Origin of the sequence: Nocardia sp. NPDC050718, from assembly GCF_040654235.1 — a bacterium.
In the GTDB taxonomy this organism is placed as follows: domain Bacteria; phylum Actinomycetota; class Actinomycetes; order Mycobacteriales; family Mycobacteriaceae; genus Nocardia.
Genome location: NZ_JBFAHQ010000004.1, coordinates 40579 through 63462 on the forward strand (window position 1 = coordinate 40579; position 22884 = coordinate 63462).

At 70.2% G+C, this 22884-nt stretch carries 25 protein-coding genes; 13 read left to right on the forward strand and 12 right to left on the reverse strand.

The window, feature by feature from the left end; genetic code table 11:
• The 11 genes from AB0H54_RS19140 to AB0H54_RS19190 all read left to right on the forward strand — a co-directional run bounded on the left by AB0H54_RS19140 (position 1) and on the right by AB0H54_RS19190 (position 9964).
• Positions 1-933: a NifU family protein gene (locus tag AB0H54_RS19140; protein WP_357346659.1), complete on the forward strand. Its 933-nt coding sequence runs from the start codon at positions 1-3 to the stop codon at positions 931-933.
• Complete coding sequence (locus tag AB0H54_RS19145; RefSeq protein WP_357346660.1) at positions 930-1562, forward strand: DUF5947 family protein; 633 nt, start codon at positions 930-932, stop codon at positions 1560-1562. Before AB0H54_RS19140 ends, AB0H54_RS19145 begins: the two co-directional genes overlap by 4 nt.
• Entirely contained in the window at positions 1562-2209 is a 648-nt protein-coding gene (locus AB0H54_RS19150; protein WP_357346661.1) for a DUF6084 family protein, read from the forward strand. Before AB0H54_RS19145 ends, AB0H54_RS19150 begins: the two co-directional genes overlap by 1 nt.
• Positions 2206-3537 (forward strand): hypothetical protein, encoded by a 1332-nt coding sequence (locus AB0H54_RS19155; RefSeq protein WP_357346662.1) that lies wholly within the window; start codon positions 2206-2208, stop codon positions 3535-3537. The genes AB0H54_RS19150 and AB0H54_RS19155 overlap by 4 nt, the downstream gene beginning before the upstream one ends.
• Before the next feature lie 136 nt (positions 3538-3673).
• Positions 3674-4168: a hydrogenase maturation protease gene (locus AB0H54_RS19160; protein ID WP_357346663.1), complete on the forward strand. Its 495-nt coding sequence runs from the start codon at positions 3674-3676 to the stop codon at positions 4166-4168.
• A 3-nt stretch (positions 4169-4171) separates the two neighbouring features.
• On the forward strand, positions 4172-4414 hold the full coding sequence (locus AB0H54_RS19165) for a HypC/HybG/HupF family hydrogenase formation chaperone (RefSeq protein ID WP_357346664.1): 243 nt from the start codon (positions 4172-4174) through the stop codon (positions 4412-4414).
• On the forward strand, positions 4411-6678 hold the full coding sequence (gene hypF, locus AB0H54_RS19170; RefSeq protein ID WP_357346665.1) for a carbamoyltransferase HypF: 2268 nt from the start codon (positions 4411-4413) through the stop codon (positions 6676-6678). Before AB0H54_RS19165 ends, hypF begins: the two co-directional genes overlap by 4 nt.
• A 17-nt stretch (positions 6679-6695) precedes the next feature.
• Positions 6696-7040, forward strand: coding sequence for a HypC/HybG/HupF family hydrogenase formation chaperone (locus AB0H54_RS19175; protein ID WP_355272698.1), 345 nt, complete (start codon positions 6696-6698; stop codon positions 7038-7040).
• Positions 7037-8149: a hydrogenase formation protein HypD gene (gene hypD / locus AB0H54_RS19180; protein ID WP_355272695.1), complete on the forward strand. Its 1113-nt coding sequence runs from the start codon at positions 7037-7039 to the stop codon at positions 8147-8149. The genes AB0H54_RS19175 and hypD overlap by 4 nt, the downstream gene beginning before the upstream one ends.
• Positions 8142-9212, forward strand: a complete 1071-nt coding sequence (gene hypE / locus AB0H54_RS19185) for a hydrogenase expression/formation protein HypE (RefSeq protein ID WP_357346666.1) — start codon at positions 8142-8144, stop codon at positions 9210-9212. Before hypD ends, hypE begins: the two co-directional genes overlap by 8 nt.
• Before the next feature lie 29 nt (positions 9213-9241).
• Entirely contained in the window at positions 9242-9964 is a 723-nt protein-coding gene (locus AB0H54_RS19190; protein ID WP_357346667.1) for a DUF6390 family protein, read from the forward strand.
• A gap of 21 nt (positions 9965-9985) precedes the next feature.
• On the opposite strand, the gene AB0H54_RS19195 is transcribed toward AB0H54_RS19190, so the two are convergent.
• From AB0H54_RS19195 to AB0H54_RS19225, 7 genes are all read right to left on the reverse strand, one after another.
• Positions 9986-10432, reverse strand: coding sequence for an NUDIX hydrolase (locus AB0H54_RS19195; protein WP_355272687.1), 447 nt, complete (start codon positions 10430-10432; stop codon positions 9986-9988).
• 197 nt (positions 10433-10629) lie between these two features.
• On the reverse strand, positions 10630-11067 hold the full coding sequence (locus tag AB0H54_RS19200) for a VOC family protein (protein WP_357346668.1): 438 nt from the start codon (positions 11065-11067) through the stop codon (positions 10630-10632).
• Between the two features lie 5 nt (positions 11068-11072).
• The gene (locus AB0H54_RS19205) at positions 11073-11747 is read right to left on the reverse strand and encodes a CPBP family intramembrane glutamic endopeptidase (RefSeq protein WP_357346669.1); all 675 of its coding nucleotides are present in this window, start codon (positions 11745-11747) and stop codon (positions 11073-11075) included.
• Positions 11744-12640: an NAD(P)H-binding protein gene (locus AB0H54_RS19210; protein ID WP_357346670.1), complete on the reverse strand. Its 897-nt coding sequence runs from the start codon at positions 12638-12640 to the stop codon at positions 11744-11746. Before AB0H54_RS19210 ends, AB0H54_RS19205 begins: the two co-directional genes overlap by 4 nt.
• A gap of 27 nt (positions 12641-12667) precedes the next feature.
• Positions 12668-13189 carry an OmpA family protein gene (locus AB0H54_RS19215; RefSeq protein ID WP_355272677.1) on the reverse strand — a complete coding sequence of 174 codons (522 nt, stop codon included), beginning with the start codon at positions 13187-13189 and terminating at the stop codon, positions 12668-12670.
• A gap of 204 nt (positions 13190-13393) precedes the next feature.
• Complete coding sequence (locus AB0H54_RS19220; RefSeq protein ID WP_357346671.1) at positions 13394-14515, reverse strand: NDMA-dependent alcohol dehydrogenase; 1122 nt, start codon at positions 14513-14515, stop codon at positions 13394-13396.
• A 76-nt stretch (positions 14516-14591) separates the two neighbouring features.
• Entirely contained in the window at positions 14592-15713 is a 1122-nt protein-coding gene (locus AB0H54_RS19225) for an NDMA-dependent alcohol dehydrogenase (protein ID WP_357346672.1), read from the reverse strand.
• A 226-nt stretch (positions 15714-15939) separates the two neighbouring features.
• On the opposite strand from AB0H54_RS19225, the gene AB0H54_RS19230 reads away from it, so the two are divergent.
• Entirely contained in the window at positions 15940-16755 is an 816-nt protein-coding gene (locus AB0H54_RS19230; RefSeq protein ID WP_357346673.1) for an N-acyl homoserine lactonase family protein, read from the forward strand.
• A gap of 144 nt (positions 16756-16899) precedes the next feature.
• Positions 16900-17835 (forward strand): alpha/beta hydrolase, encoded by a 936-nt coding sequence (locus AB0H54_RS19235; RefSeq protein ID WP_357346674.1) that lies wholly within the window; start codon positions 16900-16902, stop codon positions 17833-17835.
• A 3-nt stretch (positions 17836-17838) separates the two neighbouring features.
• On the opposite strand, the gene AB0H54_RS19240 is transcribed toward AB0H54_RS19235, so the two are convergent.
• From AB0H54_RS19240 to AB0H54_RS19260, 5 genes are all read right to left on the reverse strand, one after another.
• Positions 17839-18759, reverse strand: a complete 921-nt coding sequence (locus AB0H54_RS19240) for a TAXI family TRAP transporter solute-binding subunit (protein ID WP_357346675.1) — start codon at positions 18757-18759, stop codon at positions 17839-17841.
• Positions 18756-20183: a HAMP domain-containing sensor histidine kinase gene (locus tag AB0H54_RS19245; protein WP_357346676.1), complete on the reverse strand. Its 1428-nt coding sequence runs from the start codon at positions 20181-20183 to the stop codon at positions 18756-18758. The genes AB0H54_RS19240 and AB0H54_RS19245 overlap by 4 nt, the downstream gene beginning before the upstream one ends.
• A gap of 16 nt (positions 20184-20199) precedes the next feature.
• The gene (locus AB0H54_RS19250) at positions 20200-20859 is read right to left on the reverse strand and encodes a response regulator transcription factor (protein WP_357346677.1); all 660 of its coding nucleotides are present in this window, start codon (positions 20857-20859) and stop codon (positions 20200-20202) included.
• A 46-nt stretch (positions 20860-20905) separates the two neighbouring features.
• Complete coding sequence (locus AB0H54_RS19255; RefSeq protein WP_357346678.1) at positions 20906-22261, reverse strand: MFS transporter; 1356 nt, start codon at positions 22259-22261, stop codon at positions 20906-20908.
• 141 nt (positions 22262-22402) lie between these two features.
• Positions 22403-22849: a MarR family transcriptional regulator gene (locus AB0H54_RS19260; RefSeq protein WP_357346679.1), complete on the reverse strand. Its 447-nt coding sequence runs from the start codon at positions 22847-22849 to the stop codon at positions 22403-22405.
• Positions 22850-22884: the final 35 nt, after the last annotated feature.

Genomic DNA, 22884 nt, shown 5'->3' on the forward strand with positions numbered 1-22884 from the left:
GTGACGCCGGATCGGCAGGGGGAGCACGACGAGGCAGCGATCGACCGAGACCGATGGCGCGGCGCAGGCGAGCGGATCGAGACCCTGCTCGACGCCAGTTCAGCGGGTGGGGTCGTCGCTCGTGAGCGCGCCGAGCAACTGGTGCGCGAGGTCTCCGATCTCTACGGCGAGGGACTGGCCCGGGTGCTCGCGGTCGTCGACGACGACGTGCGCGACCGGCTTGCCGCCGACGACCTCGTCGCGAGCCTGCTGCTGGTGCACGGCCTGCATCCGCACGATGTGCACACCCGGGTCCGCGCGGCCCTCGACAGTGTGCGCCCCTACCTGGGGTCCCACGGTGGCGATGTCGAATTGCTCGGCGTGGTAGACGGTGTCGTGCGCCTGGAACTGTCCGGAAGCTGCCGGACCTGCCCGTCGTCCTCGGTGACCCTGGAACTGGCCGTGGAGGACGCGGTGCGCGCCGCGGCGCCGGAGATCGAGTCGATCGAAGTGGCTGCCGCGCAACCGGAGTCGTCCGATGCCCTGATCTCGGCCGACTCGCTGTTCACCCGGGTGCACGCCGAGCACCATCCGGTGGCCGAACAGCACGGGAGCTGGATCGCCGTCCCGGAGCTGGGGGAGCTGGGTGCCGGCGAGGTCGGTGGCTTCGCCATCGGTGGATACGCGGTGCTCGCCTGCCGGGTCGGCGACGAACTGTTCGTCTACCGCGATCACTGTCCGGCGTGTGACCACTCCCTGGCCGGCGCCGCGCTGCAGCGGCGGGTCGGATTCCCGATCGGGGACGCGGTCCTGCGCTGTCCGACCTGCCGAGCGCACTACGACGCCGTCCACGCCGGTGCCCGGGTGGACGGCGACGGCCATCTCGAACCGCTGCCGCTGCTGGTGCGCGCCGGCGAACTGTCGGTGGCCGTTCCGGTGGGGGTGGCCGGGTGAGTTCTCCGCTGGGGGTGCTGCGGCGCCTCACCGTCGACCGCAAGCCCGCCGTCGCGGCGGGCGAGCGGTGCGAGATGTGCGCGGAGCCCCTCACCGCCGAGCACCAGCACGTGGTGAATGTCGAAGGGCGCCAGCTGCTGTGCGTGTGCCGGGGCTGCTACCTGCTGTTCACCGATCAGAACGCTGCCCTGCGGTACCGGGCGGTGCCCGATCGGTACCTGAGCTTCCCGGAGTTCGCCCTCGGCCACGGCGAGTGGGACGCGCTCGAGATCCCGGTGGGCCTGGCGTTCTTCTTCGACAATTCCGCGCTGGGCCGCACCGTCGCGTTCTATCCGGGTCCGACGGGCGCCACCGAATCCGAACTGCCCCTCGACGAGTGGCGCACCCTGCTCGACCGGCACCCGGAGATCGATGTGGCCGTCCCGGATGTCGAGGCGCTGATGATCAGGGTCCCCGAGCGCGGCACCGCCGAGGCCGTCTGTCTGCTGCTGCCGATCGACGCCTGCTACGAGTTCGTCGGCCGGATGCGGTTGCTGTGGCGCGGGTTCGACGGCGGCCAGGACGTGCACCGGTACCTCGACGAGTTCTTCGCCACGGTGTCGGCGCGGGCCCGGCCGGGGGGTGTGTGATGTGCCCGGCCTACTCGACGACCTTCGCGGTCCTCGGCATCGCGCCCGAGCCCTACGCCGTGACGCCGACCCTGACCGCGCGCGTCGGGATCGCCGCGCTCGGCGAGGAGCCGGTGCACGCCATCGCTTTGCGCGCGCAGGTGCGGATCGAACCGCACCGGCGCGGCTACACCGACGAGGAGAGTGCGGGCCTGATCGACCTGTTCGGGCCGCGCGAACGCTGGCGCGACACCCAGCGTTCCTTCCTCTGGATGCACTGCGCCACCATGGTTCCCGGATTCCACGGCGGTGCCCAGATCGACCTGCCGATGCCGTGCACCTACGACTTCGAAGTGAGCGGCACCAAGTATCTGCACGCGCTGCGCGAGGGGACCGTGCCCCTGATCTTCCTGTTCAGCGGCACCGTGTTCATCCGTGGCGCCACCGGTTTCGCGATCCAGCAGATCCCGTGGGACCGCGAGGACAAATTCGAGATGCCGGTCTCGGTGTGGGACGACCTGATGGCCGCGCACTTCCCGAACTCGGGCTGGCTGCGGCTGCGTCGCGACACCCTCGACGCGATCGTCGCCTACAAGTCCGAGCACGGACTGCTCGGCTTCGACGACGCGGTCACCCGGCTGCTCGACACCGCCGAGGACACCTCATGAGTGCCGACCTCACGCGATCACGAGCCAGGGCACGCGCGGTCGCCGACGCGGTGCTCTACGAGGGCTACCTGCTGTACCCGTACCGCGCGAACTCGGCGAAGAACCAGTCGCGCTGGCAGTTCGGCGTCCTCGGCCCGGTTGGTGCGGCCGCGGCGGGTCTGGGGGAGGAAGCGGAGCTGTCGGCCCAGTGCCTGCTCGACGCCGGTGCGCGCAGTTCGATCACCCTGACCGTCCGGTTCCTGCAGCTGCAGCGCCGCGCGGTCGAGGATGCCGGGGGAGTCCCGGTCGCCGAGCTGCGGATCGCCGGGCGATCGTGGATCAGCTGGGACGAGGCGGTCGAATGCGAGCAGCGGATCGGGCCGCTGCGGCCGACCGATTCGACGGCACGCCTGTCGATTCCGGGCGGAACCGACGTCGAGGCGATCCCGGGACCCGACGAGACACCGGCAGGCCGGTTGGTCCGCACCCGCGAGCACCTCGACGGTGAGATGCAGGTGGCGGTGGAACCCGACGGGCGCTGGACGCGGCTGAGCGTGACCCTGCGCAATATCGGTGCCCCGGCGGCCGACCAGCCCGAAGCGATGGCCCGCTCCCTCATCGGCGCGCACGTCATCGCCGAGGTCGACGACGGCTCGTTCGTCTCGCTGCTCGAACCCCCACCCGACGCCGAGGCCGCCGTGGCCCGCTGTGTCCAGCACCGCTGCTTCCCGGTGCTGGCCGGACCGCCCGGCGACCACGGCATCGTGCTGATCTCCCCGATCATCCTCTACGACCACCCCGAGATCGCCGAGCAGAGCGAAGGACCGCTGTTCGACTCCACCGAGATCGACGAGATCCTCACCCTGCGGGTGATGACCATGACCGATCAGGAGAAGGCGGCCGCCCGCGCGACCGATCGGCGGGCCGCCGAGATCATCGACCGTTGCGACGCCATGACCCCGGACGCCCTCCAGCAGTTGCACGGGGTCCTGCGCGATCCCCACGCCGACGCCGCGCTGATCCCGGAGGTGCCCGACGGTGTCGACTGGTGGGACCCGATGGCCGACAACGCCGTTCGGCCGGAGTCCGACGCGGTCATGGTCGGCGCTGTCGAGGTGCGCAACGGCACCCGGGTCCGCCTGCATCCGTCGCGCCGCGCCGACGCGCACGACCTGTTCTACGACGGCCGGGTCGCCCGGGTCGTCACGGTGCACGCCGATGTCGACGGGCAGGCGCACGTCGGCGTGGTCATCGAGGACGACCCGGCCGCCGAATTGCACGAATGGTACGGCCGCTACCTGTATTTCGCCCCGGAGGAGATCGAACCACTCGACAGCCGACGAGAATGAGAGAAGAGGTCAATCATGGCCACGATAGGAATGATCGCGGTGGCGTGTGCCGCGGTGGTGGCGACCGTCGCCGCGGTCCTGGGTGTCCGGTCGATCCCGGACCTGCAGCGCTACCTGAAGATGCGCCGGATGTGAGATGACGGCACGGGTGCTCGTCGCCGGGATCGGGAACATCTTCCTCGGCGACGACGGTTTCGGGCCCGAAGTGGTGCGACGGCTCCCGCCGCACGGTGCGGACGTGCGCGTGGTCGACTACGGCATCCGCGGCATGCACCTGGCCTACGACCTGCTCGACCCCTGGGACGCGCTGGTCCTCGTCGACGCGATCCCCGATCGCGGCACCCCCGGCGCGCTGTCGGTCTTCCACGCCGAACCCGACGCCACCGGCGCCGCGCAGCTCGACGCGCACGCCATGAACCCCGACGCCGTGTTCGCGAGCGTGCGCGCGCTCGGCGGGACCCTGCCGCCGACCGTCGTCGTCGGCTGCCAGGTCCACTCGGTGGCGGAGGGCATCGGACTGTCCGCACCGGTCCTCGCGGCGGTCGACCCGGCCGTGGTCGCGGTGGCCGAGGTGCTCACCCGATTGGCCTCGGCTGCGCGGGTGCCCGACCCGAACCGATCGGAGGGATGAACCATGTGCCTCGGCATCCCAGGACAGGTCGTGGAGATCCTCGACGGCTATCACGGGCAGCTCGCCCTGGTCACGGTCTCCGGCGAGGACCGCAAGGTCAATATCGGTCTGCTGGAAGAGGATCCGGTGCACCCTGGTGACTGGGTGATCATCCACATGGGGCTGGCGGTCGAGAAGACCGACGAGGCCGGTGCCGCCACCGCGCTGGCCGGGCTGAACCTGCTCGGCCGAGGCGAACAGCCATGACCGCCGACCGGCAACGCCGTCGCCTCGTGGTTCGCGGGGTGGTGCAGGGCGTCGGCTTCCGGCCCTTCGTCTACACCACCGCCGCCGAACTGTCCCTGGCCGGATCGGTGTCCAACGACAGCGCGGGGGTGATCATCGAGATCGAAGGCGCGCCCGCCGATCTGGACGAGTTCGCACGGCGTCTGCGCGAGCGTCCGCCGCCGCTGGCCGTCGTGGAATCGGTCGACCAGCGCACCGTCGAACTCCTCGGCGGCACCGGATTCCGCATCGCCGACACCACTCGCGACGGCGGCGGCCGCACCCTGGCCTCACCCGACGTCGCGATTTGCGCCGACTGCGCCGCCGAACTCACCGATCCCGCCGACCGCCGCTATCGGCACCCGTTCATCAACTGCACCAACTGCGGCCCCCGATTCACGATCATCGCCGCACTGCCCTACGACCGGCCGAGCACGTCGATGGCCGACTTCCCGATGTGCCCGCGCTGCGCCGCCGAGTACGCCGACCCGGCCGACCGGCGCTTCCACGCCCAGCCCATCGCCTGCCCCGACTGCGGCCCCCGGCTGACCTGGTCCGGGCCGGGTGACCCGGTGGAGTCGGCCCGAAACCTCCTGCGCGAGGGCGGAATCCTCGCCGTGAAGGGCATCGGCGGCTACCACCTCGCCTGCGACGCCGCCGACGAGTCCGCCGTGGCGACCCTGCGCCGCCGGAAACGGCGCGGCGACAAACCTTTCGCCGTCATGGTCGCCGACCTGGCCACCGCGCGCACGATCGCCGAGGTCGACGACAACGCCGCCGCACTGCTCGGCGGCCCGCAACGGCCGATCGTCCTGCTGCCGCGTCGCGGCGACGCGCTCGCCCCGTCGATCGCGCCACGCAACCCCGACCTGGGCGTGCTGCTCGCCTACACGCCCCTGCACCTGCTGCTGTTCGGGCTCCCCGGCGACCCGCCCGGCCCGCGGGTCCTGGTGATGACCTCGGGCAATCTCGGTGGCGAACCGATCTGCTTCGACGACGCCGACGCCCGCACCCGCCTCGCGGGCCTCGCCGACGGCTGGCTCGCCCACGATCGCCGCATCCTCACCCCGTGCGACGACTCGGTGGTGCGCGTCGTCGACGGCAGCGAACTGCCCCTGCGCCGCTCGCGCGGCTACGCCCCGCTCCCGCTGACCCTGCCCGTCCCGGTGCCGCCGACGCTCGCTGTCGGCGCGGACCTGAAGAACACCTGCGCGGTGGGCGAGGGCCGCTACGCGTGGCTCAGCCAGCACATCGGCGACATGGACGACCTGGCCACCCTGCGCGCCTTCGGCTTCGCCGCCGAGCACCTCGCGGAATTGACCGGCGTCGACCCCACTCAGCTCGTGGCCGACGCGCATCCGCGCTACCGATCCACCGCCTGGGCGCGCACCCACGCCGACGGCCGTCCGGTGCACACCGTCCAGCATCACCACGCGCACATCGCCGCGGTCATGGGCGAACACGGACTCGGTGCCACGGACACGGTCACCGGGATCGCGTTCGACGGCACCGGATTCGGACCCGACGGCGCGATCTGGGGCGGCGAGGTCCTGGCCGCCGGCTACAAGGGCTACCGGCGGCTCGCGCACCTGAAGTACGTGCCGCTGGCGGGCGGGGACGTCAGCGTGCGCAGGCCCTACCGGATGGCGCTGGCGCACCTGTGGTCCGCGGGCCTGGACTGGTCGGACACGATCGCCTCGGTCGCCGCCTGCCCGGCCGACGAGCGGGCGGTGCTGGCACACCAGTTCGGGTCCGGCTTCGGCTGCACTCCGACCTCGAGCATGGGACGGCTCTTCGACGCGGTGTCCTCGCTGGCCGGGGTCCGCCACACCGTCGACTATGAGGCCCAGGCCGCGATCGAACTGGAGGCCCTCGCACGGGCCGTCGACCCCGGCGCCCGCGCCTACCGGTTCGGGCTCGAGCACAGCGCCGACCCGGCCGTGATCGACCCGGGCCCGGTCGTGGCCGCCGTGGTCACCGACACCGCGGACGGTGTCCCGGCGGCCGTCATCGCCGCCCGCTTCCATCGGGCCGTGGCCGCGCTGGTCCTCGACCTCGCCCTCGATTTCGCACCGCCCCCGACGACCGTCGCGCTCTCGGGTGGGGTGTTCCAGAACGCGCTGCTGCTCTCGGCGGCACGCGCCACACTGCGCGACAACGGATTCCACGTCATCACCCATCGCCGACTGCCGCCCAACGACGGTGGTCTCGCGTTCGGGCAACTACTCGCCGCCGGTGCGGGTTGAGCGAAAGGAGAGCAGCGATGTGCCTGGCAGTCCCGGGAAAGGTGCTCAGCCTGCACGAACGCGACGGCACCATGATGTCGGTCGTCGACTTCGGCGGCGTGCACAAAGACGTGTGCCTGGAATACATTCCGGACGCGGCGATCGGCGATTACGTGGTGGTCCACGTCGGCTTCGCCATCCAGCGCCTCGACGAGGAATCGGCGTTGCGCACACTGGCCGAATTCGAGCACCTCGGTGTGCTCAACGAGGAGTTCGGCGACGGGTTCGCCCTCGCCGCCAAACAATCCGGGCTCCCCGATCCCACGGCAGAACCGGCAGCGACCGACGCCGGCGCCGGCGACGACACGGAGGTGACGTCATGAAGTATCTCGACGAATTCAGCAACCCCGACCTGGCGAAGAACTTGCTCGACCAGATCCGCGCGGCCACCTCCCAGCGGTGGGCCATCATGGAAGTCTGTGGCGGACAGACCCATTCGATCATCCGACACGGCATCGACCAGCTGCTGCCGAACGAGATCGAGATGATCCACGGCCCCGGCTGCCCCGTGTGCGTCACTCCGCTCGAGGTGATCGACAAGGCGCTCGAGATCGCCGCCCAGCCCGGGGTGATCTTCTGCTCCTTCGGCGACATGCTGCGGGTGCCGGGCAGCGAACGCGACCTGTTCCGGGTCAAGAGCGAAGGCGGTGACGTCCGCGTGGTGTACTCGCCCCTGGACGCGCTGACCATCGCCCGGCAGAACCCGGACCGGCAGGTGGTGTTCTTCGGCATCGGCTTCGAGACCACCGCGCCCGCCAACGCGATGACCGTCTACCAGGCCAAGAAGCTCGGTATCGAGAACTTCTCGCTGCTGGTCTCGCACGTGCTCGTCCCGCCCGCCATCGCCGCGATCATGGAATCGCCGAGCTGCCGGGTGCAGGGCTTCCTGGCCGCCGGACACGTCTGCAGCGTGATGGGAACCGAGGAATACCCGCCGCTGGCCGACAAGTACGGGGTGCCGATGGTGGTCACCGGCTTCGAGCCGCTCGATATCCTGGAAGGCATCCGGCGCACCGTCACCCAGCTCGAGAACGGCAGGCACGAACTGGAGAACGCCTACCCCCGTGCGGTCCGCGCCGAAGGTAACCCGGCCGCGAAGACGATGCTCGCCGATGTCTTCGAGGTCACCGACCGCGCCTGGCGCGGCATCGGCGTGATCCCCGACAGCGGCTGGCGCCTCTCCGAACGCTACCGCGCCTACGACGCGGAGGACCGGTTCGCGGTCACCGACCTGCACACCGCCGAGTCCTCGATCTGCCGCTCCGGCGAGGTGCTGCAGGGGCTGATCAAGCCGCACGAATGCGCCGCGTTCGGCAAGCAATGCACCCCGCGGAACCCGTTGGGGGCCACCATGGTGTCTTCCGAAGGCGCGTGCGCGGCCTACTACCTGTACCGGCGCCTCGACCTGCCCGCGGAGGTGGCTCATGCGTGAGGACAACGCGGCCGCGCTCGACATGGACGGCTGGGTGTGTCCCATGCCGTTGCGCGACTCGCCGACCATCGTGATGGGCCACGGTGGCGGGGGAGCGATGTCGGGTGAGCTGATCGAGCACCTGTTCCTGCCCGCGTTCGGCGCCGCCGCCGACGCCGGGATGGGCGATTCGGCGGTGCTCACCCTCGGTGGGACGCGCCTGGCGTTCTCGACGGACTCCTTCGTCGTGAAACCACTGGTGTTCCCCGGCGGGTCGATCGGTGACCTGGCCGTCAACGGCACCGTCAACGACCTGGCCATGGCGGGCGCGCGGCCGATGGTGCTGTCCACGGCGTTCATCCTCGAGGAAGGCACCGCGCTCGCCGAGATCGCCCGGGTAGCCGAGGCCGTCGGCACCGCCGCGCTGGCGGCCGGCGTCACGCTGGTCACCGGCGACACCAAGGTGGTCGACTCCGGTCACGGAGACGGGATCTTCATCAACACAGCGGGCATCGGCGTCGTCGACGAGGGCGTCGACATCCGTCCGCAGCGCGCCCGCCCCGGTGACGTCGTGCTCGTCAGCGGTGACATCGGAGTGCACGGTGTCGCGGTGATGAGCTGCCGTGAAGGCCTCGAATTCGGCACCACCGTCTGCAGCGACACCGCGCCGCTCAACGGCCTGGTCGCCGCGATGCTGGCCACCGGCGCCGATGTGCACGTGCTGCGCGATCCGACCCGCGGCGGAGTCGCGGCGACGCTCAACGAGATCGCCGGTGTCGCGAAAGTCGGTGTGGCGCTGGACGAACGGAAGCTGCCCGTGCCCGACGCGGTGCGGGACGCGTGCGGCCTGCTCGGCCTCGATCCGATGTATGTCGCCAACGAGGGCAAGCTGATCGCCTTCGTCGCGCCCGAGGAGGCCGACCGGGTGCTCGCGGCCCTGCGCGCGCACCCGCTGGGCGCCCGCGCCGAAGCCATCGGGGTGTGCGTCGAGGACCATCCGGGCATGGTGGTCGCCCGCACCGCCCTGGGCGGGACCAGGGTGGTGGATCTGCCCGCCGGAGAACAACTGCCACGGATCTGCTGACGGGAGGCGCGATCATCGACGGGACCGAGATGTTCGCCCGCTACGCCTACGCGCCCAACCGGCTCGGCTACTGCGGTCCCGCCGACGCGCGGGCGCTGCACCACGGCTCCGCCGCCGACATCCGTGTCCTGGCCCGGCAGTTCTCCGGCGCCTGGCCCTACCTGCGGGCCATGTCGAGACTGACCGGCATCACCGATCCCCTCGACCAGCGCCTCGTCGAGTCCTACTGGCTCGGCGGCGGGGTCGGCGCCGACCTCGACGCCGACGCCTTCACCACCGAACTGCTCGCGATCATCGCGCCGATGGCCGGGCACTACTGGTCGTACCTGAACGCCGACCTCGCCGCGGAAGCCGCCGCCAACCACGGCTTCCACGTCTTCGGCGTGTACCCCTGGACCCGGCTGCTCGGGCGCGGCGCCGACGAACACCCGATCCGCATCCTGGACAGCTGCCGCATCACCTGGGGCACCGTGACCGCTCGCGACGGAAGCACGGTCGCTGTCCGCTGTCAGCGGCTGGTCCTGGACGGTCCGCTGCTGCGGCTGTCCGTCCCGGCGCTCCAGCGCGCCGAAGTGGACGACGAACACCTCGCGACCGACGTGGCGGTCGGTGATCAGGTCGCCGTCCACTGGGGGCGCGTCTGTGGCCGTCTCGATTCCGGGCAGACGCGCGCGCTGGCCACCAGCACCGCACGGCAGCTGCGGGTGACCAACCGCCGGTTGACCGGCACCGCGCGAACCGCTCGGCGCTAGTCGTCCGCGGCGCGTCCGGCCTCAGGGATGGACGAGAGTCCGGTAGGTCTCGAGGATGCGGCGAATGGAGGACGTCACGAGGAGTTCGCCGTCGAGTGGCGCCCAGACGTACCGGGCGTGGACGGTGAGACGGATCGGATCGGTCGCCGCGACATCCACCGCGAAATGCAGGCGGCGCACCGGGTGCGCGTCGGGGGACAGGTAGTCGAAATCCCCGACGTGGTGCCGGATCCCGGTGACGGTCAGGCCCGTTTCCTCGTACACGCCCCGGACGACCGCGTCGGCGAGGGGCTCACGCGGCAGCACGGTGGTGCCGGGAAGCTTCAGCGTGGCCTTGATCGGGCCGGTGTCGTGGCGCGCGAGTAGGAGTACCTGTCCGCCGCGATCGATGATCGCACCGACTCGCGGTGCGGTACCGTCGACCTCGGCTCGACGCGACAGTTCTTCGAACTCCGACTCGGATACCACTAGTACTCACCAACTTTCGACTCCGCCACCGTTCACCACCGCGGCCGGATTCGACGACGGTGGTCGGTGATTACCGTACGTCTCGGGCACTACGGTCGTGGGCGAATCAGGACGCAAGATTGCGAAGCCGTGACCGAGCCCACGCACCCGGTCCGGCCCGGATGAGATCCCGCGGACGAACCCTCTCCGGTCCGGCGTCACCGGAGTTCTTCGGCGAGCCCGATGAGCAGGCCTTCGGGGCCACGGATGTAGCAGAGGCGGTAGACGTCCTCGTAGCGCACCACCTCGCTGCTGACGAGTTGCGCGCCGTATCTGCCCAGGCGAGCGAGCGTGTCGTCGATGTCGTCCACGGTGAACATGACGCGGAGGTAGCCCAGCGTGTTCACCGGGGCCTCCCGGGGACCGGCGAGCACCTGCGGCACGAGGAAGCGCGAGAGCTCGAGCCTGCTGTGCCCGTCCGGCGTGCGCATCATGGCGATCTCGACCCGCTGGTCGCCGAGGCCGGTCACGCGTCCGGCCCACTCGCCCTCCACCATGGCGCGGCCTTCGAGTTCGAGGCCGAGTTCGGTGAAGAATTCGATCGCCGCCGGGAGATCCTCGACGACGATGCCGACATTGTTCATCGTGACTGGCATGGGGGTCATCCTAGGGACTTCGATGTCGGGCGGTGGTCGTCGAGGAACAGCGGTGGCAGGAAGTGCAGCATCAGGGTCGACCACGTCAGGTGCGTGATCAACGACGCCTGGATCCCGCCCGTGTACCGGCGCTGCAGGCCGAACAGGGTGCCCATGACCGCCGCGGCCAGCACCAGCGCCGGATTGCGCGTCGCGGTCGTGTTGAGGACGTAGGCGCCGGTGGACACGGCGACCGGCCGACGGGGCGCGGCGTGGTAGACGGCACCGCGGAAGAAGACCTCCTCGGCCGCGCCGTTGGCCAGCGCGGTCAACAGCACCGCGGGCGTCCTGCCACGATCGGCGTAGCGCAGGAGCTCGGTGATCGCGCTGCGCAGCACCGGGATTCGTCGCACGATCAGGGCGCACCCGTAGAACGCGCCGAAGGCCGCGACGCCGGTGATCGCGGGCACGAGCACCCGTCGGTCGCGCGGTCGCATCGGTGGTGGGGTGGTGGCCAGACCACCGAGGGTCAGGGTGGCCGCCGTGGCGAGGGTGAGGCCGTAGAAGCGGGCGCTCGCCGGCGGTGCGGCCAGCGAGGCGCCGAGCAGCGCCGCGCCGGTCAGGCCGACGACGGCGACTTCGCCTGGCCGTCGCTCGCCCCGCCTCGGCCGTCTCCTCCGCGGCCACGAGCCGGTCCTCATGCGTCGTGCCGCAGCCCGACGCGCTCGCCGAGCGCTCGCAGGACCGCCTCGTCGTAGCCGATCGTGTCGAACGGCAGGAGATCGCGGATGGAGGTGTCGTGGACGACGACCTCGTTGACCATCGAATCGATGAGCGAGCGGCCGGTCTGCACATCGACATCGGTGACCAGCGCGAGCCACAGCGACGACAGTCGCGGGGAAAGGAGGGGGACGGGCACGATCGGTGTCGGCCGACCCTGGATCCGGGCCACGCGCCGCAGCATGTCGAGATAGGCGAGCACATCCGGACCGCCGATCTCATAGGTGTGGCCGATCGTCCGCGGCTCGTCGAGCACGCCCGCGAGGTAGCGGATCACGTCGTCGACGGCGATCGGCTGGGTGCGGGTGCGGACCCAGCGCGGGGTGATCATCGCGGGCAGGTGCTCGACCAGCTGCCGGGTGATCTCCCAGGAGATCCCGCCGTGCCCGACGATGATCCCGGCGCGCAATGTCGTGACCGGGACACCGGCCTCGCCGAGCAGCGTCTCGACCTGCCTGCGGCTTTGCAGGTGCGCCGAGAGACGATCGGCGTCGTCCCCCAGCCCGCCGAGGTAGATGACGCGCTCGAGGCCGGCCGCGGCGGCCGCCTGCCCGAAGTTGCGTGCCGCCGCCGCGTCGCGCTGTGCGAAGTCCGCCTCGGTCAGCGAGTGCACGAGGTAGTAGGCGCAGTCGCAGTCACGCAGCGCGGGATACAGCGACTCCCGGTCGGCGACGTCGGCACCGATGGGGGTGCCCGCGCCGCGATAGTTGCCCGGATGCCGGGTCATCGCCCGCACGGTGTGGCCCGACTCCTGCAGAACCGGGCAGAGCCGCCGTCCGATGAACCCGGTCGAACCGGCTACGAGGACATCCACATCCGCTCCGTGTCGGTGCCGTCCGGTCTATCCGTCGACCACCGTGATCTTGGCCTGATCGGGATCGACCTGCGGGTCGGACGGATTCGCGTCGGACTTCACCGTGATGCGCGACTTGTCGATGCCGTCGGCCTCGAGCTCGGCCGCGATATTGTCACCGCGGGCCTCGGCCAGGGTTTTGGCGGTGGCCACGTTCGAGTCCTGGGCGTAGGTGGTGACCTCGATCTTGGTGTCGTTGCCCTGCAGGGCGGCCGCGACCGCTTTGAGGGTGACGGTGTCGGTCGTGCCGAGGTCGGAACTGCCCGGGTCGAAGGAGATCGGGGCGGCGACCAGGATCTTGTTGATCGCGTCCTGCACCGTCTGCTGCACGTTGTCGCGCACGGAGCTGACCGCCGAAGACGCCGTGGCGACGATGCTGCTCTGCAGGGTGTTGGCCGGGGGTGTCGAGGCGGTCGTCGTGGACGCGGTGTCGTCGGAGTTGCACGCGGCGGTCATCAGCACGACCGCCGCGATCGACGCTATCCCGTAGACACTGCTGGTGAGTTTCACTGGCATCTCCTGGTCTGTGAAGGTCGGACAGCGGGTCGTACACAGCTCGGTCGGTCCCATGTCGTCGAGATCGTCGTCGCCCTCGCGCCCGCTGCGTCGACCGACAGCACCGAGCCCAGAACTGGAGTCGATCCCACAGGCGAATCGTGCGCCGCCTGCCGTCCGCGCGCCTCACCCGAATCGGGTGAACCGAGCGGACGCGGGTCAGTGCCTGCCGGCGAAGTCGATGACGCCGCGGATATTGCGGCCCGCGTGCATGTCCTCGTACGCCTCGATGACCTGCTCGAGCTGATAGACGGTGGTGACCATCTCCTCGAGCCGCAGCGCACCGCGCCGGTACAGCTCGAGCAGCATCGGCACCTCGTTCCGCGGCCCCGCCATCCCGTACAGCGCGCCCTGGATGCGCTTCTCGCTCATGGTCAGGTCGAGTACCGGCACCGACATCTCCGTCAGCGTGTGCGGCGCCGCGCTGGTCACCACGAGGGTGCCGCGCTTGCCCAGCGCGTCGTAGGACTGCTTCAGCTGCTCCTGGGTGGGGACACCGATGCAGACCACGACCGAGTCCGCGCCCTGTCCGTTGGTGGCGGCGCGCGCCAGCTCCCCGGCCTCCTCGATCGTCTCGACCGCGTCCGTGGCGCCGAGGGTGAGCGACAAGTCGCGCTTCATCGGCACCGGATCCACCGCGATCACCCGGCCCGCGCCCCGGAAGGCCGCGCCCTGGACGGCGCTCATCCCGATTCCGCCGGTTCCGGCCACGACCACCACATCGCCCACCTCGATACCGGCGGCGCGGGTCGACGACCCCCACCCGGTCGGCACCGCGCAGCCGACGATGGCGGCGGTCCGGAACGGGATGTCGTCGGGGATCACGACCACGCACTCCTGCGGGACGGTCGTCCATTCCGAGAACGTGGACAGACACGCGTTCTGCGCGACGCCGCGCCCGTCCGCGTGCATGCGGAAGGTGCCGTCGGGGCGCGTTCCGACGGTGATGAGATGGCCTGCGTCGCACAGGTTCTGGTGCCCGTTCACGCACATCCGGCAGTGGCCACAGGCGGCGATGAACGAGGTCACCACGTGATCACCGGGCCGTACCCGGGTCACGCCCGGCCCGACGGCCTCCACGATGCCCGCACCTTCGTGACCGCCGCACGCGGGGTAGGAGTGGAATCGCATGTCGCCCTTGGCGAAATGGTCGTCGGAATGGCACAGACCCGAGGCCATCACCTTGACCAGCACCTCGCCCTCGCCGGGCTCGTCCAGATCCACTGTCCGCACGTCCCAAGCGCCGGGCGCCTCCCACAGAATCGCGGCAGTCGTCTTCATGTCGTGCTTCCTCACTGTTGCTCATGGAGTTGTGACGGGGCGGCTCGTCCCCGTACGGCCTGACGTTCCGGGAACGTCAGTGCTGGTGGACGATGACGCCGCGCAGGTTGCGGCCGGCCTTCATGTCGTCGAAGCCCTGGTTGATGTCCTCGAGGGCGTAGCGGGTGGTGACGAGTTCGTCGAGTTTCAAGCTGCCCTGCTGGTACATCGCCAGCTGGGCGGGAATGTCGGCGGTCGGCGCGCAGGCGCCGAACAGCGAGCCCTGCAACCGCTTCTGGAACAGGATGAGCTGGTGCAGGTCGATATCGCCGTCCTTGACGAAGGTGTCGCCCAGGCCGACGGCGACGCAGGTGCCCGCCTTGCGGACCGCTTGCAGCGCCTGGCCGATGTGCTTGCCCGTGGTCACGCCGACGGTGACGATCGCCGAGTCCGCGCCCTGCCCGTTCGTCATCGAGCGGGCGAGTTCTTCGGCCTCCTCGTTGGTGGAAACCGCGTGCGTGGCACCGAGTTTCAGGGCCGAGTCGCGCTTGAACGCGACGGGGTCGACGGCGATCACCGCGCCGGCGCCCGCGTGCGCGGCACCCTGGACCGCGTTGATACCGATCCCGCCGATCCCCATCACGATCGTGACGTCGCCGGGCCGCACCTGGGCGGAGTTGACGGCCGCGCCCCAGCCGGTGCCGACACCGCAGCCGGTGAGGACCGCGACATCGAGGGGGATCGAGGGATCGATGCGGATGGCGGAGGACACCGAGACGGTGACGTACTCGCAGAACGTGCCCAGTCCGGCGAGCTGCCCGACGGGCGCGCCGTCGAGCGAGAGCCGGAACGAGGTGGGGTCGTCGAAGCGGGCGCCGGTGGCCAGGAACGCGCCGAGATCGCAGAGGTTCTGCAGACCCTTCGCGCACCAGCGGCAGCGGCCGCAGACCGGCAGGAACGAGAAAACCACGTGGTCGCCCTCGGCGAAGCCGGTCGTGCCGGGCCCGACCGCTTCCACGATGCCCGCACCCTCGTGCCCGCCCGCGAGGGGCAGAATTCCGGGGGTCTGATCACCGACGGCGAAATGATCATCGGAATGGCACAGGCCGCTGGCTACCACTCTGACGCGAATTTCGCCTGTCCGTGGATCGTCGAGTTCCATTTCGACGATTTCGTAGATTCCCGGTGATTCGCGCAGCACTGCGCCCCGTGTCAACATCGATTACTCCCTCGGAACGTGCCGGATCGTCGGCGTGACCCGGTGTGACGCCTGACACTGCGATGCTCGCACCGGAATCCGCCGAGGTCAATTTCCGATTCGTGAAGCGCGTATTCGAAATACTTCACTTGGTGGGTGACATTTCGGCCGATAGTCTCCGAATTGTCTGTGAAAGGGATCACATTGCGCACGGCGTGGTGTGCTCGTTGAAATTCGAGGAGAATTCATGGCCATCGATACCGTTCGCCGGGTCTGGGCGCTCGATGCCCCACGACTCACCGTCGACTGCGGCATCCTGATGCTCGGCACCGGCGGGGAGAACGACACGATCCCGTCGCCCGCCTTCCTGATCGAGCACGACGAGGGGCTGATGCTGTTCGACACCAGCCTGGCCGGCGCCGGTGATCCGGCCGCCGCCTACGGCGACATGGCGGCGGCGTTCCAGATCGAGTTCCCCGAGTCCTACCGGTTGGACCGCCAGATCGAAGCCCTCGGCTACAAGACCACCGACGTCCGTCGGATCGTGCTCTCGCACATGCACTTCGACCACACCGGCGGGCTGGATCTGTTCCCGCACGCGCAGGGCTTCATCGGGGCGGGCGAACTGCGCTACGCGCGGACCCCGCGCACCCTGGACGCACCGTTCTTCCGCGCCGAGGACATCGAAGCCGCGGGCAGGATCAGCTGGAACGAGGTCCCGGCGGGCTATGACCACGACATGTTCGGCGACGGCAGCGTCGTCCTGCTGTCGCTGCCCGGCCACACCCCCGGCACCCTCGGGCTGAAATTGCGCCTGCCCGACGAGAGCACCCTCGTGCTCACCAGCGACGCCGCGCACAAGCGGGCCAGCGTGGACCTCACCATCGGTATGCCCTTCGACGTCGACAGCCTGCACAAGCACAGCGCGCTGCAGAAGCTGAAACTGCTCGGCACCCAGCCCGGCACCACCGTCTGGATCAGCCACGACCCGGAGGACTGGGAGAGTCTGCGGACCGGCGGCGCCGAGATCACCAGTGCGGCCGAACTGGCGGCCGCGGGCTAGGACCTGGAGCGGTCGGGATCGGGTGGCACCGGTCCCGACTGGGAACGAACGTTCCTATGCACTGTTCTGCCCTTCTTCGGCTGTCGACGCGGTCATAGATTCGTGTCGTAGCCAAGAGATAGCCGACGAATGGGAGAACAGGTCATGGCAGACAACATCACCACTGTGCGGGTCAAGGGCTGGGCCTGGGATATCGCGACCGACATCTACTTCCCGCCGGGGTTCGACGAGTCGAAGGTGTATCCCACCATCGTCTCCGGCCATCCGACCGGCAGTTGCAAGGCGCAGACGTCGGGCAATATCTACGGCAAGGCGCTGGCCGAAGCCGGTTTCGTGGTGGCGGCCTTCGACGCTAGCTTCCAGGGTGACAGCGGTGGTGATCCGCGCTCGGCCGAGGATCCCGGCTTTCGGACCAGCGACTTCAGCTTCGTGATCGATCACCTGGTCACCCTGCCGTATGTCGACGCGGACAAGATCGGTGTGCTCGCGATCTGCGGTGGCGCGGGGTACGCGGTGGCGGCCACCAAGGTCGACCGTCGGATCAAGGCGCTGGGTACCGTCGTCGGCAGCAATGTCGGCCGGCTGATGCGAGAAGGTTTCTCGGAGTACAACGCGATGGGCATGCTCGAGGCCATCGCCGCGCAACGCACCGCGGAGGCTCGCGGTCAGGCGCAGGTGATCAACGATCTGCTGCCGCCGTCGGTCGAGGCGGCGAAACAGGCCGGTGTCACCGACATCGACATCGTCGAGGCCACCGAGTACTACAAGACCGATCGTGGCCGGACCCCCGGCGGCAAGACCAGCTTCAACTTCGCTCGCCAGGCCGCACTGGCCGACTGGGACGCCTACGACCGCGTCGAGGTGTTCCTGACCCAGCCGCTGTGCGTCGTCATCGGCGACAAGGTGGGTGCCTTCGCCTCGCAGCGGTTGAGCATGGAGCTCTACGGTCGCGCCGCGTCGAAGGACAAGCAGCTCGTCGTGGTCGAGGGTGCCTCGCACTACGACCTGTACGACCAGCCGGGCCCGACCGGGGAAGCGCTGGCGAGCCTGGTGCCGTTCTACCGCAAGTACCTGGGCTGATCGTCATCCGTGCCAACGGCGGTACGCGGCGGCGGCGCCGGGATGCAGGGGAATGGTTCCGGTGCCGATGAGGAAGCGGCCGTCGAGGAACTGGGCACCGGCGGCCTCGGCGGGCACGAGTGCGTCCGCGTGGTGGACCAGCAGGTCGACGATGGCGGCGGCGGTGTCGTCGGGCAGGTCCGCGGTGGCGAGCAGGAGGTTGGCGACGCCGATCGTGTGCACCGCGGGGCTGCCCGGGTAGGCGTCGGCCGGGATGGCGACGCGGTCGTAGACGGGGCCGTACTCCTCCCGCATCGGGGCGGCCAAGGCGCCGAGGTCGAGCAGTCGCATCGGGTCGGGGACGGTGAGCGCGGCGGTCGGCACGCCACCGGCCCACAGCAGGGCGTCGATGGCGCCGTCGGTCAGTGCCTGGGCGGCCTCGCGCAGCGGGCGGTGTTCGACCGCGACATCGGCGGGGTCGACACCGGCCGTGCGCAGCAGGCGCTCACCGGTGACCGCGGCGCCCGAACCCTCCGCGCCGAGGTTGACCCGGCGCCCGCGCAGGTCGGTGACCTGGGTGATCGGGCCGTCGGCGCGGACGGCCAATTGCAAGTAGTTCTCGTAGACCCGGCCCAGCGCCAGCACGCGGCCACCGAAGTCGCTCGCCGAGTCGGCCAGCGCGAGGGCCGTGTCGACAGCCCCGTCGGCGACCAGGCGCAGATTCTGTTGGGAGCCGGCGGTTTCCACCGGTTCGATGCGGAGGTCGTCGGTATTTCTCGCGGCGGCGGTGGCCAGCAGCCGGGCGAAGGCGAAGTAGAAGCCGCCGTCTTCGCCGGAGGCGAGACGGATCGTCGCGGGGTCGTTCGTGGTGCAGCCGACCACACCCGCCGACGCCAGCGCGGCCAGCGCCAGCAGCCGGCGACGGCTGATCGGCAGCCCGCTCATCGCGCCACCGCCGGGACTCGGATCGCGACGGCCAGACCGTGTGGGTGTACCGCCTCGACCGTCAAGGTGCCGCCCCGTGCCTTGGTCAGCGCGTTGGCGATCGACAGTCCCAGGCCGGTGCCACCGGCGGCCGCGGTCGAACCGCGGAAGAATCGGGCGGTGAGCCGGTCGAGCTCGTCGGGCGCGACGCCGGACCCGTCGTCGGCGACGCGCACTGTCACCCAGTCCGGACCGGCCGAGACGCCGACCGCCGTGTGCGCGCCGGATCCGGCGTATCGGCACGAATTGCTCAGGGCCACATCGAGAATCTGGGCGAGGGCGGCCGCGCTGATGGCGGCCGCCGGGCGCTCGCCGCGGTCGCCCGGCACGGGGGAGTGGCCGGTGGGTGTCGCCGTCAGCCGGATGCCCGCGTCGTCGAACGCCGAGGTCCACGCGTCGACGCGGTCGGCCGCGACCTGCGCCGGATCGCAGTGCTCCTCGGCGGAGGCCGCGGTGCCGAAGGAGGCGGGCGCTTCGGCGACGGCCAGCTGGAGCAGGTCGTCCAGGAGCGCGGTCAGCCGTTCCACCTCGGTGGTGGCGGCGCGGAAGGTCGCCGACGCGGTGGCGGGGACGGCGGCTTCGAGCGAGTCGAGCCGAATCGTCAAGGCGGCGAGCGGGTTCCGCATGGCGTGGGCGGTGTCGGCGACGAGCTGGTGTTGCGCGTCGGCGGAATCGCCGACGGCGGTGGCCATCGCGTCGACGGACTCGGCGAGGGCACGGACCTCGGGTGGGCCGCCGTATCGCCGGGTGATCGGGGCCCGCCCGCGCGGCTTCGGCAGCGTCGCGGTGAGTTCGGCGACCGCGTCGGACATGGCGGCCAGGGGGCGCAGCACCCAGCGACTCAGCACGAGCGCCAGCAGGACGAACACCACCATCGCGCCCAGCGCGCCGACCGCGATCAACGCCCACAGCCGGGCGATCGCCGAGCGTGCCGCCGCGGTCGACGCCTCGATCACGACGGCGCCGTTGACCTGCACCCCGGTGCCGACGGGACGCGCGATGAGCATCACCGGCGCGCTCCACGGCGTCAGCCGATCGACCTGCTGCGGGCGCTGGTTGCGCCGCGCGGCGGCCACCGCGGCCCGGATCCGCGGGTCGTCCACCGCGACCCCGGCATTGACGACGGGCGCCCCGCGCGCGTCCACCACCAGCACGTTCTCCCCGTAGAGCTCGTGGTAGCGGGTCACCTCGTCGGCGAGTGCCCGCACCCCACCCGCCGACCCGGCCGCGTCGGCCAGGGTGGCGAAACGGTCGGCGTCGCCGGACCTGCCCAGCACCAGGTGCTGGGTTCGGCTGGTGGCCGCGGTCAGCGACAACGGCACCGCGAACGCCAGCACGGCGAGCGCGGCGAACACGGTGAGCGCGATCAGCAGCCGGCGTCGCATGCGCGTCCTCGGCGGGTCATTCGCCCCACCGGTAGCCGTAGCCGCGGATGGTGGTGATCAGGCCGGGCCGGTTCAGTTTCGCGCGCAGCCCGGTCATGTGGACATCGAGCGAGCGAGAGACCGCGACGAAGGCGTCGCCCCAGATGCGGTCCATCAGCTGCTGCCTGCTCACGGCGGCGCCGGGGCGTTCCACCAGTGCCTCGACGAGTTCGAATTCCTTCTGGGTGAGCGGGATCGGGGTCCCGTCGACCTCGACCACCCGGGCGCGCAGGTCCACCCGCACATCCCCGGTGACCACTTCGGTCCTGGCCTGCTTGGCCACGGCCGCCGCCCGGCGCAGCACCGTCTCGAGCCGCGCCATCAGCTCGGCGATGCGGGGTGGTTTCACCACATAGTCGTCGGCGCCGCCGCGCAGGCCGCGCACGATGGAACGCTCATCGCTGCGGGCGGTCAGGATCAGGACCGGGATCGCGCTGACCTCGCGCAGTTGCCGCAGCACTTGCAGCCCGTCGGCGTCCGGCAGGCCGAGGTCGAGCAGGACCGCGTCGTAGCCGCGGTGGGCGATGAGCAGATCGGCACCCCGGCGCAGGCGCTCGGCCCGGTAGCCGCGCGCGGTGAGCGCCTCGACCAGGGCGTCACCCACTCCGTCGTCGTCCTCGACCACCGCAAGCCGCACGCGCCGATCCTCCCACAGGGGCAGGACCGGCGCGGTTGCCGGACGGTCAGCCACGCACGGTGGCCATCGCCCGCTCCGGCTCGACCGGCGCGGCCTCGACGGCGGCTTCGGCGTCGATGGTCGACTCGGCCGACGTCTCGCGCATGAAGTAGTAGGTGAGCAGCGAGATCGCGACACACCCGGCCACGTAGAAGAAGTACAGCGACTCGAGCCCGGCCTTCTTCAGCGCCAGGGCGATCATCTCGGCGGTGCCGCCGAACACCGCGACGGTCAGCGCGTACGGCAGGCCGACGCCGAGCGCGCGGATCTTGGTGGGGAACAGTTCGGCCTTCACGATCGAGTTGATCGAGGTGTAGCCGGTGACGATCACCAGCGCGGTCATCATCAGGCCGAAGGCCGCGAACGGGTTGGCGGTGTGGGCCAGCGCCGACATGATCGGCACCGTCAGCAGCGTGCCCGCCACCCCGAAGAAGATCAGCAGCTTGCGGCGACCGATCCGGTCCGAGAGTCCGCCCGCGATCGGTTGCAGCACCACGAAGAACAGCAGCGCGACGAAGTTGATCCAGGCCACGGTGTCCTTGGAGATGCCCGAGGTGTTGATCATGAACTTCTGCATGTAGGTCGTGTAGGTGTAGAACGCGACGGTGCCGCCCATGGTCAGGCCCACCACCAGCAGGCATTCCCTGGGGTACTGCAGCAGCACCCGCAGCGATCCGCGCGAGCCGCTCGCGGCCGCCGCGGAGCCGGCGACGGCCTTGAACGAGTCGGATTCGTCCATGCCGCGACGCAGCAGCATCACCACGATCGCGCCGCCCGCACCGATCAGGAACGGAATGCGCCAGCCCCAACTGTGCATCTGCTCGGAGGTGAGCACCTGCTGCAGGATGATCTGCACGCCGAGGGCGGTGAGCTGACCCGCGACCAGGGTCACGTACTGGAAGCTGGAGTAGAAGCCTCGCCGGCCCGGCGACGCCACCTCCGACAGATAGGTGGCGCTGGTGGCGTACTCCCCGCCGACCGAGAGACCCTGCAGCAGCCGCGCCATGAGCAGCAGGACGGGGGCCGCGATGCCGATGGTGCCGAATCCCGGTGTCACCGCGATCATCAGCGAGCCGGCGGCCATCACTGTCACCGACAGCGTGAGCGCGGAGCGGCGGCCGAACCGGTCGGCGTAGCGCCCGAGCGCCCAGCCGCCGATCGGGCGCATGATGAATCCGACCGCGAAAACCGCTGCGGTGGAGAGCAATTGCGCGGTGGGGTCGCCGTCGGGGAAGAACGCCTTGGCGAAGTAGACGCTGAACGCGGCGTAGACGTACCAGTCGTACCATTCGACGAGGTTGCCGATCGAGCCACGCAGCACATTCGCCACGACTCGCCGTTCACCTCCGGCCCGTGTTGTCACTGTGCACCCTCCTCCATCGGCGCGGCCTTGCGCCGTCGGAGACCACTGTGTCGCCAGTCACAGACCGAACGGAAGCCGCACGGGAGGTTCCTAACACTCCCTTAGGGCGATCCCTGTCTCGGCGGGTGCGCCGGGAGCGGGCTACGCGGTGTCGTCGCGCAAGGATCGGATCATGCTCCGCAGGATCCGCAAGGCGTCCGACCGCTCGGTCTCGGTCAGGTCGGCCAGCATCCTGAGCTCGACGGACCGGACCGCGACGGTCGCCTGCTCGAGGCTGCGCCGGCCACTCGGCGTGAGCCGCGTCGGCAGCGCCTTCCCGACCGGTGCCTGCGCGGGCCTGGTGACGTAGCCATCCCGTTCCAGGGTGTGGAGCAGCACGTTCATGGTCTGCCTGGTCACGAACGCGCCCCGGGCGAGCTCGGAGTTCGACAGACCCGGCCGCTGTGCCAGCAGCTCGAGGCAGGAGTAGTGCGTCACGTTCATTCCGAGCGGCCGCAGTACCTCCTCCATGGCGACGCGCAGGGCGCTCGACGCCTCCTTCAGCAGGTAGCCGAGCGACGTTTCCAGGTCGACACCGTCTTGACCCATGTCAGTATTCTGACATAGATTGATGCGTGTCAGAA

Coding starts and splice junctions, on each gene's coding strand:
- AB0H54_RS19150 (WP_357346661.1), top strand. CDS start 1,562: ATGTGCCCGGCCTACTCGACGACCTTCGCGGTCCTCGGCATCGCGCCC.
- AB0H54_RS19155 (WP_357346662.1), top strand. CDS start 2,206: ATGAGTGCCGACCTCACGCGATCACGAGCCAGGGCACGCGCGGTCGCC.
- AB0H54_RS19160 (WP_357346663.1), top strand. CDS start 3,674: ATGACGGCACGGGTGCTCGTCGCCGGGATCGGGAACATCTTCCTCGGC.
- AB0H54_RS19165 (WP_357346664.1), top strand. CDS start 4,172: ATGTGCCTCGGCATCCCAGGACAGGTCGTGGAGATCCTCGACGGCTAT.
- hypF (WP_357346665.1), top strand. CDS start 4,411: ATGACCGCCGACCGGCAACGCCGTCGCCTCGTGGTTCGCGGGGTGGTG.
- AB0H54_RS19175 (WP_355272698.1), top strand. CDS start 6,696: ATGTGCCTGGCAGTCCCGGGAAAGGTGCTCAGCCTGCACGAACGCGAC.
- hypD (WP_355272695.1), top strand. CDS start 7,037: ATGAAGTATCTCGACGAATTCAGCAACCCCGACCTGGCGAAGAACTTG.
- hypE (WP_357346666.1), top strand. CDS start 8,142: ATGCGTGAGGACAACGCGGCCGCGCTCGACATGGACGGCTGGGTGTGT.
- AB0H54_RS19190 (WP_357346667.1), top strand. CDS start 9,242: ATGTTCGCCCGCTACGCCTACGCGCCCAACCGGCTCGGCTACTGCGGT.
- AB0H54_RS19200 (WP_357346668.1), bottom strand. CDS start 11,067: ATGCCAGTCACGATGAACAATGTCGGCATCGTCGTCGAGGATCTCCCG.
- AB0H54_RS19205 (WP_357346669.1), bottom strand. CDS start 11,747: ATGAGGACCGGCTCGTGGCCGCGGAGGAGACGGCCGAGGCGGGGCGAG.
- AB0H54_RS19220 (WP_357346671.1), bottom strand. CDS start 14,515: ATGAAGACGACTGCCGCGATTCTGTGGGAGGCGCCCGGCGCTTGGGAC.
- AB0H54_RS19225 (WP_357346672.1), bottom strand. CDS start 15,713: ATGTTGACACGGGGCGCAGTGCTGCGCGAATCACCGGGAATCTACGAA.
- AB0H54_RS19230 (WP_357346673.1), top strand. CDS start 15,940: ATGGCCATCGATACCGTTCGCCGGGTCTGGGCGCTCGATGCCCCACGA.
- AB0H54_RS19235 (WP_357346674.1), top strand. CDS start 16,900: ATGGCAGACAACATCACCACTGTGCGGGTCAAGGGCTGGGCCTGGGAT.
- AB0H54_RS19240 (WP_357346675.1), bottom strand. CDS start 18,759: ATGAGCGGGCTGCCGATCAGCCGTCGCCGGCTGCTGGCGCTGGCCGCG.
- AB0H54_RS19245 (WP_357346676.1), bottom strand. CDS start 20,183: ATGCGACGCCGGCTGCTGATCGCGCTCACCGTGTTCGCCGCGCTCGCC.
- AB0H54_RS19260 (WP_357346679.1), bottom strand. CDS start 22,849: ATGGGTCAAGACGGTGTCGACCTGGAAACGTCGCTCGGCTACCTGCTG.